The following is a 12,464-nucleotide window of genomic DNA, read 5'->3' as shown; positions in this document are numbered from 1 at the left end:
ATTTGTAATAAAAACTATCACAAGATGTCATGTCTAATGTGATAGTTTTTTATATAATGGAATGGTGAGTTCGAAAAAGAGGAGAAATGAATTTAGTGGGAAAATTGTATGATTATTTAGTAACGAAATTAACGGATGAAGAATTATGGATTAGTGTAGGTGAAGGCTCATTTAATATTGTATGTATCATATTAGGTGCCATGATCATTGTCCGAATTGCGAAGAAAATGATTAAAAAGGCTTTCGAAATGCGTATGAATGCACCCGCCATGTTAACTCAACAACGTGAGCGACGTTATCGTACAATATTGAAACTATTACAAAGTATTATTTCATATGTAGTATATTTCTCAGCAATTTTAGCGGTGCTATCTGTTATGAATGTGAAAGTAGCAGGTTTATTAGCCGGAGCAGGAATTGTCGGATTAGCGGTCGGCTTTGGTGCGCAAAGTTTAGTAAAAGATGTCATCACAGGGTTCTTCATTATATTTGAAGATCAATTTGGCGTTGGCGACTATATTAAAATTTCAGCAATTGAAGGAACCGTACTCGAAATTGGTCTACGTACGACGAAAATTAAAGGTGTAAGTGGTGAAATAAACATCATTCCAAATGGAACGATTTTAGAAGTCGTCAATTACTCCATTAATAATACGATGTCAGTCGTCGATGTGAGTGTGTCTTATAACTCGGATATTAATAAGGCGGAGCGATTAATCGAAAATTATTTATCCAATTTAGCAGATTTACATGAAGAAATCGTGACGCCACCAACTTTACTAGGTGTGCAAAATGTTATTGGGGCAGAAGTAACATTGCGAATCTCGGTGGAAACATTGCCGATGCAGCAGTTTGCTATTTCACGAATGATTCGAAAAGATATAAAAGAACTATTCGATAAAAACAATATAGAAATCCCATATCCAAAAATGATGGTATATGAAAGAGATCAACCAAGACAGGAAACGGAGGAGGAGAAATAAGATGGAAGCGAAAAGCTACGAATTAGGTGATGTTGTGCAAATGAAGAAGGCGCATCCTTGTGGGGTGAATGAGTGGAAGATTATTCGCCTAGGTGCAGATATTCGAATTAAGTGTGAAGGTTGCCAGCATAGTGTCATGATTCCACGTAGAGAATTCGATAAAAAGTTGAAAAAAGTGTTAGTTCAAGCAAATACTGATGAGAATTAGACTTTTATATAATAAATCACTATAATGAAACAGGTCGTGAAATCGCAATATAACAAACTGAAGGGTTGTGACATATATGGCTTTAACAGCCGGAATTGTCGGTTTACCAAACGTTGGAAAATCAACACTATTTAACGCAATTACAAAAGCAGGTGCTCTTGCTGCAAACTATCCATTCGCAACAATCGATCCGAACGTAGGAATCGTAGAAGTACCGGACGCTCGTTTAGATAAATTAACTGAATTAGTTGAACCTAAAAAAACAGTACCAACTTCATTCGAATTCACAGATATCGCTGGTATCGTAAAAGGTGCTAGTAAAGGTGAGGGGTTAGGAAACAAATTCTTATCTCACATTCGTGAAGTAGATGCTATTACACAAGTAGTGCGTTGTTTCGTAGATGAAAACATTACACACGTTGCTGGTACAATTGATCCAATCGACGATATCGAAGTAATTAATTTAGAATTAATTCTTGCGGATCTCGAATCTGTAGATAAACGTCTTTCTCGCGTAGCTAAATTAGCGAAGCAAAAAGATAAAGAAGCTATGGTAGAAGCGCCAGTTTTAGAAAAATTAAAAGCTGCATTCGAAGCTGAAAAACCAGCTCGTTCTGTTGAATTAACTGAAGAAGAATTAAAAGTGGTTAAAGGTTTACACTTATTAACGATTAAACCGATGCTTTATGTAGCAAACGTTGCTGAAGATGAAGTGAATGATGCAGACAACAATGAATTCGTGCAAAAAGTACGTGATTACGCTACTGCTGAAGGTGCAGAAGTAATCGTAGTTTGCGCACGAATCGAAGAAGAAATCGCTCAACTTGATGATGAAGAAAAAGCGATGTTCTTAGAAGAACTAGGAATCGATGAATCAGGTCTTGATAAATTGATCAAAGCTTCTTATAACTTACTAGGTTTAGCAACATACTTCACTGCAGGTGTGCAAGAAGTACGTGCTTGGACTTTCCGTAAAGGTATGAAAGCACCTCAATGTGCAGGCGTAATTCACTCTGATTTCGAACGCGGATTCATTCGTGCTGAAACAGTTTCATATGACGACTTAGTAGAATATGGTTCAAAACCAGCCGCTAAAGAAGCAGGTCGTTTACGTCTTGAAGGTAAAGAGTACATCGTAAAAGATGGCGACGTAATGGAATTCTTATTCAACGTATAAAAATAAAAAGTGATGTGCATGAATTTAATCATGTACATCACTTTTTTTGTATAGATGTAGTTTTGGTTGTGTCGAATCATCTAATACGTATATTGAAGAAGGAACTGTTCGTAGTTTTTTATACATGGCAAAATCACCATAAGCGCCAACGATTAACCAAGCACTAACTAAAGTTAATGTGAGTTGATCATAATAAATACCTGCAATCAGTGGTAAAACACCGGTTAGCCAAAAAGGAAGTAACAAAGCTTTACGTGCATCTTTATTGCGCATAAATTGAGTAGTCGTCGCATAGGCTATGCCGATTTTTAAATCTAGCCCCATTTTAAGTTGTGAAATCGAAGAACCACAAAATACATAGAAACCGATTAGATGACAAATTTCATGTAAAAATATGAGCAAAATATACTCACCTATGATGAAAAGAATCGACAGTAAAAACCCTGAAATCGAAAATGAGGGGAAAGGATTTATAAGATAGTGAATTCCAACGAATAGTATGGAAAGGATTAGCGTCCATTTTAATACGGGTTTCGCGAGTGCTTCCATGTCCAATTCAAATTCACCTATTTTTTCAAAACCATTGTTCATATAAAATAGCCTCCTTACTATAGATTAGTATAGTAGTTGTTGAATTAGAATCCTAGCATTGCACTTCGAGTTTGAGTGTGATACAATCTAACGATGTGAGTAGTATTAAATACTTGCTCCTTGCCTTGCTTAAATAAGCGTAGGCCCAAGTCCATAAGGAGGTGCTTATACAATGAGAAAATACGAATTAATGTACATTATTCGCCCAAACATCGAAGAAGAAGCTAAAACTGCTTTAGTAGAACGTTTCAACACGATTCTAACTTCAAATGGTGCTGAACTAACTGACTCAAAAGATTGGGGTAAACGTCGCCTTGCATACGAAATCAATGATTTCCGTGAAGGTTTCTACCAAATCATGAAAGTTAACGCTACAGCTGATGCAATCAACGAATACACTCGTCTAGCTAACATTAGCGAAGACATCATTCGCTTCATCGCTGTTCGTGAAGACGCAAAATAATTTATTGATATAAAATCTGATAAAGGAGTTGATTCTGATGATAAACCGAGTTGTCTTAGTTGGAAGACTTACAAAAGATCCTGAGCTTCGTTATACGCCTTCTGGTGTTGCAGTTGCCCGTTTTACACTTGCTGTAAACCGTACATTCTCAAACCAACAAGGTGAAAAACAAGCAGACTTCATTAATATCGTCGTTTGGCGTAAACAAGCTGAAAACACAGCTAATTTCCTTCGTAAAGGTTCATTAGCGGGCGTTGAAGGCCGTATCCAAACTGGTAGCTATGATGGTCAAGATGGTAAAAAAGTATATACAACTGAAGTTGTTGCAGATAGCGTACAGTTCTTAGAACCTCGTAATGCGAATGCTGGTGGTGGAGCTCAACAGTCAAATTCGTTTAATAACCAACAACCATCTTATGGTGGCGGTAATCAATCGTATGACCAAGGCTCTCAACAAAACAATTATCAGCAAAATCAATCACCTAATCAACAGAACTATACACGTGTTGATCAAGACCCATTTGCTGCTCCGAATGCACAAGGTAAAGTCGACGTTTCAGACGACGACCTTCCATTCTAAGCAAAAGTCGATCACACAAATTTAAACAAGGAGGGGACATATAACATGGCACCACGTAGAGGAGGCCGCAAACGCCGTAAAGTTTGCTATTTCACTGCTAACAACATTAAACACATCGATTATAAAGATGTTGATTTACTAAAAAAATTCATCTCTGAACGAGGAAAAATTCTTCCTCGTCGTGTAACGGGTACAAGTGCGAAATACCAACGTAAATTAACACTTGCTATTAAAACTTCACGCGTAATGGCTTTACTTCCATTCACTACAGAAGATAAATAAGCAGTAAAAAAAGACCGATTAAAAATCGGTCTTTTTTTGTACATAATTTTAAGTAGTTCGACAATCTAGGGACGGGGAGCTTTTTGTTTGGCTTTGTGAAACATGGTACAATATACAGATGAAATATTAAAAGTTGGAATACAAAGGAAGATTGTTATATGCCAGAGAATAAAGTAAAACAATTAACATTCGGTGCGATGATGACAGGTCTGTTTATACTACTTAGTTTCCTTACTGCATCGCCATTATTAGCGATCATCACGGTCTGGTTCATTCCGCTACCGATCATTTTATACATATTAAAGTATAATCTGAAATCATCGATCGGCATCGTCCTCATTGGATGTCTAGGTACATTTTTGCTTACCGGGCCAATCGTTATAGGCATTAGCATTGTGTTCGCTGTAATCGGTATGACGATTGGTGCGAAGGCAAAATCGAATCGTGGAAAGCTTGAAATTTTATTAAGTACAGCGTTAACGACAATGATTACAGTTGTCGCAACAATCTATGCTTCAAGCAAATTTATGGGAATCAACGTACTTGAAGTTGCGATGAAGTCGCTACGAACAGGACTTAATTCAAATGTGAAATTATCTGAAGAACTTGCAAAAACATTGAATCAAAAATCAACATTTACGCAAGAACATGCGAATATTTTATACAAAGCAGCTGAAAATTCACTACCGTCAGCATTAATCCTAAGTTCATTACTTATGGCATTACTGATTATTATCGTGAACTTCCCAATTATCAAAAAAATAGGTTATAAAGTGCCTAAGTTTGGTGCGATTAAGGATATCCGATTCCCTGGATTTTTCTTAATAGGCTATTTAGTTGTCCTATTAATTCAATTCCTTATTAAGCCAGAGGAAGGAACGTACTTCTACTTTGTTGCTTTAAATGCATCGTTATTGTTAGATGCCGTATTTTTAATTCAAGGTATTTCGTTTATTCATTTTATGGTTCACCGTTCGAATTTACCAAAAGCATTAGCTTGGATTGGTACAATATTTGCCTTTCCACTTGCCTCTTTTGTATCGATTTTGGGTATATTAGATATAGGGTTGAACTTGCGCGTATTATTGGGCGATAAAACTAAGAAATAGGAGATGAAAGTTATGGGTACTCTATTTAGAAAAAGACCAATACGATATCCACTATTAATTTTATCGCTTCTTATGACCGCTAGTATTATAGCGTTAATCATGTGGAAACCGGTAATTGGCGTCATCTACGGCATCCTAGTCTTAACAACAGCTATCATTACATGGAAATATGAAAAAAACACATACGATGAAACAGAAAAGCATATCGCGATGCTGAGTTATCGCTTGGAAAATGTCGGCGAAAAAGCCTTATTAGAAATGCCAATCGGAATCATACTAATTGATGATTCTTCATTGATTGAATGGGCGAATCCGTTCATTAAAAGAATGTTAGAAGATGAATCATTAATTGGACGTGACCTATCCTATGTTTCAGATGAATTATCAAACTTCATTAATCATGAAGATTTTAATGACTTGAATATTACAATTAAAAATCGTCAATATCGTGTTTTTCATAAACAAGATGAAAAGCTACTCTATTTCTTCGATATTACTGAGCAAGTAGAGATTGAAGAATTGTATTACGAAGATCGTACAGTATTAGCGGTACTTTTCATCGATAATTACGATGAAATTACGCAAGGTATGAACGATCAATCTCGCAGTCAGATGAACACTTTAGTCACATCACTTGTGAATAAGTGGGGGTCACAGCATGATATCTACATTAAACGAATCTCATCAGATCGTTTCATGGCGGTGATGAATGAATCGATTTTAGCTAATTTAGAATCGAAGAAATTCGCCATTTTAGATGATATCCGTGAGATTACGGCGCAGCAAAATCTATCGCTTACATTAAGTATCGGTGTGGGCGCTGGTTCACCTTCATTAACGGAATTAGGCGAACTTGCTCAATCGAGTTTGGACCTTGTACTTGGACGTGGTGGTGACCAGGTCGCAATCAAGCAACCAGACGGTAAAGTGAAATTCTACGGAGGAAAGACGAATCCAGTAGAGAAGCGTACGCGTGTTAGGGCAAGGGTGATTTCCCATGCGTTACGTGATTTAATTCAAGATAGTGATCAGGTTTTTGTCATGGGTCATAAAATGCCTGACATGGACGCGATTGGCGCATCAATGGGTGTACGTAAAATGGCTGATATGAACAAAGTAGATGGCTATGTTGTCATCGACTTCGAACTTTTAGACAATAGTACGAACCGACTTATGCAAGTTGTGAAAGAGAAATCCGAGTTATATGATCGATTCCTGTCACCTGAGACGGTTTTAAGTAAGATGACGGAGAAATCACTGGTGGTTGTTGTGGATACGCATAAACCGAGTATGACAATCGACGAGCGAATTATTAATAAGGCGAGTAAAATCGTAGTCATCGATCATCATAGACGTGGTGAAGAGTTCATCGACAGTCCGATGCTTGTCTATATGGAGCCATATGCTTCGTCAACAGCAGAACTCGTGACAGAATTACTCGAATATCAGCCTAAGCATGATAAAATGACGATGTTAGAAGCGACAGCACTGTTAGCTGGTATTATTGTCGATACGAAATCATTTACGCTTAGAACGGGTGCTAGGACTTTTGAGGCGGCATCTTATTTAAGAACGAATGGCGCAGACACAGTACTCGTTCAGAAAATCTTGAAAGAGGATTTGAACACGTATCTTGAAAGAGCTCAAATTGTGAAAACAACTGAGTTTATTCATGAAGGTGTGGTCATTGCACATGGTGAAAAAGGACAGATTTATAACTCTGTACTAATTGCACAAACAGCAGATATATTACTTTCGATGAAAGATATCACAGCTTCTTTTGTTGTGGCACATCGAAGTGATGGTAAAATAGGAATTAGCGCACGTTCTTTAGGCGAAATGAATGTACAAGTTGTGATGGAAGCCCTTGGCGGTGGAGGTCATTTAACGAATGCGGCTACTCAGTTGGAAGTTCATACGATTGAGGAAGCGATCAGTCGTCTAAAAGATACAATAGAAGATGTATTAGAAGGGAGCAAGGAATAATGAAAGTTATTTTTCTTAAAGATGTAAAAGGACAAGGTAAAAAAGGTGAAATGAAAGAAGTATCAGACGGTTATGCACGAAACGTCTTACTTAAAAACAAATCGGCTGTAGAGGCAACTTCTCAAGCGATGAGCCAATTAAAAGGCCAACAACGTAAAGATGAAGAGAATGCAGAAGCTGAATTACAAGCAGCGAAAGATTTAAAAGCTGAAATTGAAAAACTTACAGTTGAATTACAATCTAAAACTGGAGAAGGCGGACGTCTTTTCGGCTCAATTACTTCAAAACAAATCGCTGATGAATTAAACAAAAAACACGGCATTAAAATTGATAAACGTAAAATGGATTTACCAGAAGCAATTCGCTCGTTAGGCGTGACACAAGTTCCTGTGAAATTACATCACGAAGTAAGTGCAACATTAAAGGTTCATGTAAAAGAACAAAAATAAGGGGAGAACAATATGAATGATCCAACAACGGACCGTATTCCACCGCATAACCAAGAAGCTGAGCAATCAGTCTTGGGTGCGGTCTTCCTAGAACCTCAAGCTTTAATTACTGCTTCTGAGACATTGTTATCAGAAGATTTTTATCAAGCTGCTCATAGAATGATTTTTGACAGTATGCTTCGACTAAGTGATATGGGTAAAGCGGTTGATGTCGTAACCGTAATCAATGAATTAGATAGTCGTAATGAGTTGGATGATGTTGGCGGCGTGTCGTATATGACCGAGCTTGCCAACGCTGTACCTACCGCGGCAAACGTCGCTTACTATTCAGAAATCGTGGCACAAAAAGCCTTATTACGCCGACTGATTCATACTGCTACAAAAATAGTAGAAGATACCTTTGCAAGAGAAGATGAAGTAGAGGCTCTCTTGGCAGAAGCAGAGAAAAAAATCATGGAAGTGGCAAGTCGCAGTAATTCAAGCGATTTCAAACACGTGAAGGACGTTCTTGTACAAACGTATGAGAATGTGGAAAAGCTCCAAAATCGTAAGGGAGACATCACCGGTATTCCGACTGGTTTCCGTGACTTAGATCGATTAACGGCTGGCTTCCAACGTGGGGATCTAATTATTGTTGCTGCTCGACCATCTGTAGGTAAAACCGCTTTTGCTCTGAACGTTGCCCAAGCAGTAGGAACGCAAACGACTGAAAATGTAGCAATCTTCTCACTGGAGATGGGTGCGGAACAGTTAGTTATGCGTATGCTTTGTGCGGAGGGAAATATTGATGCACAAGTACTTAGAACGGGTGCATTAACGACAGAGGATTGGCGTAAACTAACGATGGCTATGGGGAGTTTATCTCGTGCAGGCATATACATTGATGATGCAGCGGGTGTTCGTGTCAACGAAATCCGTGCGAAATGTAGACGTTTAAAGCAAGAAAGTGGTCTAGGAATGATCTTAATCGACTACCTACAATTAATTCAAGGTAGTGGATCATCAGGTCAGAACAGACAACAAGAAGTATCAGAAATATCGCGTTCATTAAAGGCATTAGCCAGAGAATTAGAAGTACCAGTAATCGCATTATCACAGTTATCCCGTGGTGTAGAGCAACGTCAAGATAAGCGCCCGATGATGTCCGATTTACGTGAGTCTGGTTCGATTGAGCAAGATGCCGATATCGTTGCCTTTTTATATCGTGAAGATTACTACGATAAAGAAACGGAAGATGCGAATACAATTGAAATTATTGTCGCAAAACAACGTAATGGTCCAACTGATACGGTAAAACTAGCATTTAAAAAAGAATTCAATAAATTTGTCAGTGTGGATTGGTCACAAGAATCACCATAAGCTACTGATGAAAAAACAAACACGAACGATATTGTATAATAACAATATCTTGTTCGTGTTTTTTATTGACATTTAAAAAAGAGGTTGTTACAATTATTTTTGTTCAATTTAGGGTACATATAATGTATCTAACGGAGGTGCTGTAAATGACATCAATAGTAGTAGTAGGAACACAGTGGGGTGATGAAGGGAAAGGTAAGATTACCGATTTCCTTTCAAAAGAAGCGGACGCAATTTCACGTTATTCAGGTGGAGACAACGCGGGGCATACAATCCAATTTAAAGGTGAAACATATAAGTTACACTTGATTCCTTCTGGGATTTTTTACAGTGACAAAACATCAGTAATGGGTAATGGCATGGTCATCAACCCAGAATCATTAGTAAAAGAGTTGAAAGGTCTTCAAGATCGTGGTGTAGACACTTCAAACTTACAAATCTCGAATCGTGCACACGTAATTCTTCCATACCATGTTTATCAAGATAAAGTGGATGAAGCATCACGTGGAGACAAAAAAATCGGCACAACTTGTAAAGGGATCGGACCATGTTATACAGATAAAGTACAACGTATGGGTATCCGTATCGCAGATTTACTAGACAAGGAAGTATTCGAGCAAAAACTTCGTGAAAACTTAGAAATGAAGAATCGCTTATTTACTAAATTTTACGAAGTTGAACCATTAAACTTTGACGATATGTTTGAACAATTTTACGCATTTGGACAGGAAATCGCGCAATATGTTACAGACACATCTAAGTCATTAAATGATGTAATCGAAGCGAATGGCAAAGTGTTATTCGAAGGTGCTCAAGGTGTGTTACTTGATGTAGATCACGGCACATACCCTTATGTAACTTCTTCAAATCCAGTAGCAGGTGGCGTAACAACAGGTACAGGTGTTGGCCCATCAGCAGTATCACGTGTAATCGGCGTTTCAAAAGCTTACACATCAAGAGTTGGTGATGGTCCATTCCCAACAGAATTATTTGATGAAGTAGGCAATCAAATACGTGAAGTTGGTCGTGAATATGGTACGACAACAGGTCGCCCACGTCGCGTAGGGTGGTTCGACTCAGTAGTAGTACGTCACTCTCGTCGAGTATCAGGTATTACAGATTTAGCGCTAAATTCAATTGACGTTTTAACAGGTCTTGAAACCGTTAAAATCTGTGTAGCCTATGATTATAAAGGCGAACGAATTACAGAATACCCAGCAAACCTTCATATTATTGAGCAGTGTAAACCGATTTATGAAGAGTTACCAGGTTGGACTGAAGATGTGACAACAATTCGACGATTGGAAGACCTTCCAGAAAATGCTAGAAACTATGTACAACGTGTCAGCGAGCTTACAGGGATACGCGTTGCAACATTCTCAGTAGGACCAGATCGCGACCAAACAAATGTTTTACTAAATGTTTGGGAAGAACTGCAACAGTAATAAAGTGATAAATATAGTCAAATTATATTGATATGTATCAAAAAGAATGTTCTAATTACCATATTAGGACATTCTTTTTATTTTATTCAAGTTCTAAAAAAAGATAAAAAGGGAGAAACAAGTTGAAGAAAAAATGGATGTTGCAGTTGTTTTCGATTGCACTGATTTTTCAACTAGCATTCGGATCACTTCCGAGCATTTCTTTTGCTCAAGAAGCTAATGTTGAAGAACCTATAATAGAAACACCTGCAGTAAAAGAACAACCGGAAGGAACTGACAAGCCTGTTGTAGAGAAGAAAGAACCTACAGTTAAGGAAGAAGTAGAAACACCGGTTGAGCAGCCGAAAAAAGAGAAAAAGCTGCAAACAAAATCAGCAATTACTAACAATATTTTAAGCAATCATAAATTCAATGATGGTAATGGTGTGGCAGTTACGAAAGAAAAGCCAATGGCACCTGGTGATACATTAGCTTTCGAAAGTGATTGGTCATTACCGAATGGTCACAGTTACAAAGCTGGCGATACATTCACTTTCACATTGCCAGAGCAATTTTTAATTGGTGGAGCACCAAAAGGAACACTTTCTGGTAATAATATTGAATATGGTTCTTACACGGTTTCATCAAGTGGAGAAGTAGTATTCACATTTAATAAAGCAATTGAAGAAGAGTCTAACATCAGCGGGAAATTCAAAATTTCTTCAAAATTAAAAGAAGATTTATCAGGTACGCCTGAGCAAAGCTTAGTTGTAAAAGTCCCTGGTGCAGGTGATTTAACGACGGAAATCCTTGTGAAACCAACTAAAGGAACTTCACTTGAGAAATCAGGTAAATTAGATCAAACACCAAACCCTACAAAAGCTACTTGGACAATTGATGTCAACAAGAAGCTAGATCAATTAACAAATGCAAAAGTTTCAGATGAAATTCCAGAAGGATTAAAACTAATCCCAGGTTCAATTAAAGTGTATGAATTAAACGTAGATTTAAATGGTACAGCAACACGAGGTGCGGAAGTGAATGTTTCATCTCCAACATTCCCACTAGTATTACCAAATAAAAATAAAGCATACCAAATTGTATATGATACAGAAATTCTTGAGAAAAAGAATGCTTCATATACAAACAATGCTTCAGTAAACATAAATGGTGAGAAAATCTCAGCAGCATCAACAGTAAATACATAATACACTAGCCCACTTGCTAAAACAGCTGGCGAAGTTAATCAAGAAAACCGTACGATTGAATGGGAAGTTAAATTCAACCAATGCGGCGAAAAAATTGCACAAAAAGAAGCTACATTTACGGATGAATTTAACGGTCCAATGGATTTAGTTACAGATTCAGTTGTTGTGAAAGATTCAAAAGGTAATGTAGTACCCTCTTCAAAATACACTGTAACGAATCAAGGCGCTCAAAAAGGCTTCAAATTCGAATTTAACAGTGATATTAATGAAGCTTATACAATCGCTTATAAAACGAAAGTAGATTCAGATTTAACTGGAAATATTGGCGTAAGTAATAAAGTAACAGGTTTAGGTACCACAGCTGGCGATAATTCGGGTATGTACAATGGTTTCTTAGTAAAATGGCATACAGATGTAAACTATGAAGATCGCACAGTAGCTTGGGCTATGGATATTAATACAGACAAGAAGAAGCTTGAAAATGCAGTAATTAAAGATGACTTCACGAACAAAGGTCTTTTAGTGAACTACTCGCCACTTAGCTAAACCTTGCGGTTCTTCACGCTTGAAGTGGGAGCTTCTTGGGAATAGAGCGTACTTGCAAGTGTATTTCTTTACTTGCAGCGGTTTCTCTTATTTGACCGA

General features: G+C 37.6%; 13 protein-coding genes and 1 pseudogene. 13 read left to right on the top strand and 1 reads right to left on the bottom strand.

Annotated features, from left to right (window positions below):
- The first annotated feature begins 86 nt into the window (after positions 1–86).
- The 3 genes from DF281_RS11780 to ychF all read left to right on the top strand — a co-directional run bounded on the left by DF281_RS11780 (position 87) and on the right by ychF (position 2,368).
- Positions 87–983: a mechanosensitive ion channel family protein gene (locus DF281_RS11780; RefSeq protein WP_109350461.1), complete on the top strand. Its 897-nt coding sequence runs from the start codon at positions 87–89 to the stop codon at positions 981–983.
- A gap of 1 nt (position 984) precedes the next feature.
- The gene (locus DF281_RS11775) at positions 985–1,191 is read left to right on the top strand and encodes a DUF951 domain-containing protein (RefSeq protein ID WP_109350460.1); all 207 of its coding nucleotides are present in this window, start codon (positions 985–987) and stop codon (positions 1,189–1,191) included.
- Positions 1,192–1,267: 76 nt separating this feature from the next.
- Positions 1,268–2,368 carry a redox-regulated ATPase YchF gene (ychF, locus tag DF281_RS11770; RefSeq protein WP_109350459.1) on the top strand — a complete coding sequence of 367 codons (1,101 nt, stop codon included), beginning with the start codon at positions 1,268–1,270 and terminating at the stop codon, positions 2,366–2,368.
- Positions 2,369–2,392: 24 nt separating this feature from the next.
- On the opposite strand, the gene DF281_RS11765 is transcribed toward ychF, so the two are convergent.
- On the bottom strand, positions 2,393–2,959 hold the full coding sequence (locus DF281_RS11765; protein ID WP_109350458.1) for a DUF3267 domain-containing protein: 567 nt from the start codon (positions 2,957–2,959) through the stop codon (positions 2,393–2,395).
- A gap of 172 nt (positions 2,960–3,131) precedes the next feature.
- On the opposite strand from DF281_RS11765, the gene rpsF reads away from it, so the two are divergent.
- The 10 genes and pseudogenes from rpsF to DF281_RS11715 form a co-directional block, all read left to right on the top strand.
- Entirely contained in the window at positions 3,132–3,422 is a 291-nt protein-coding gene (gene rpsF, locus DF281_RS11760) for a 30S ribosomal protein S6 (RefSeq protein WP_109350457.1), read from the top strand.
- Positions 3,423–3,459: 37 nt separating this feature from the next.
- Positions 3,460–4,002, top strand: coding sequence for a single-stranded DNA-binding protein (gene ssb / locus DF281_RS11755; RefSeq protein WP_109350456.1), 543 nt, complete (start codon positions 3,460–3,462; stop codon positions 4,000–4,002).
- Positions 4,003–4,047: 45 nt separating this feature from the next.
- On the top strand, positions 4,048–4,284 hold the full coding sequence (gene rpsR / locus DF281_RS11750) for a 30S ribosomal protein S18 (RefSeq protein ID WP_109350455.1): 237 nt from the start codon (positions 4,048–4,050) through the stop codon (positions 4,282–4,284).
- Positions 4,285–4,442: 158 nt separating this feature from the next.
- A complete protein-coding gene (locus DF281_RS11745; protein ID WP_109350454.1) occupies positions 4,443–5,393 on the top strand; it encodes a YybS family protein in 951 nt (316 codons plus the stop codon).
- Between the two features lie 12 nt (positions 5,394–5,405).
- A complete protein-coding gene (locus DF281_RS11740; RefSeq protein ID WP_109350453.1) occupies positions 5,406–7,379 on the top strand; it encodes a DHH family phosphoesterase in 1,974 nt (657 codons plus the stop codon).
- Positions 7,379–7,828 carry a 50S ribosomal protein L9 gene (gene rplI / locus DF281_RS11735; protein ID WP_109350452.1) on the top strand — a complete coding sequence of 150 codons (450 nt, stop codon included), beginning with the start codon at positions 7,379–7,381 and terminating at the stop codon, positions 7,826–7,828. Before DF281_RS11740 ends, rplI begins: the two co-directional genes overlap by 1 nt.
- Before the next feature lie 12 nt (positions 7,829–7,840).
- Positions 7,841–9,187: a replicative DNA helicase gene (gene dnaB / locus DF281_RS11730; protein ID WP_109350451.1), complete on the top strand. Its 1,347-nt coding sequence runs from the start codon at positions 7,841–7,843 to the stop codon at positions 9,185–9,187.
- A gap of 146 nt (positions 9,188–9,333) precedes the next feature.
- Positions 9,334–10,632, top strand: coding sequence for an adenylosuccinate synthase (locus DF281_RS11725; protein ID WP_109350450.1), 1,299 nt, complete (start codon positions 9,334–9,336; stop codon positions 10,630–10,632).
- Between the two features lie 122 nt (positions 10,633–10,754).
- Positions 10,755–11,819: a collagen binding domain-containing protein gene (locus tag DF281_RS11720; RefSeq protein WP_109350449.1), complete on the top strand. Its 1,065-nt coding sequence runs from the start codon at positions 10,755–10,757 to the stop codon at positions 11,817–11,819.
- A 36-nt stretch (positions 11,820–11,855) separates the two neighbouring features.
- Positions 11,856–12,365: pseudogene (locus DF281_RS11715) on the top strand (collagen binding domain-containing protein); the annotation flags it as partial.
- Between the last annotated feature and the right edge of the window lie 99 nt (positions 12,366–12,464).

The sequence above is a fragment of the Kurthia zopfii genome, from assembly GCF_003143955.1.
GTDB lineage: Bacteria > Bacillota > Bacilli > Bacillales_A > Planococcaceae > Kurthia > Kurthia zopfii.
The sequence above is the reverse complement of the archived record's forward strand: the minus strand, read 5'-3'. Positions and strand labels throughout refer to the sequence as shown.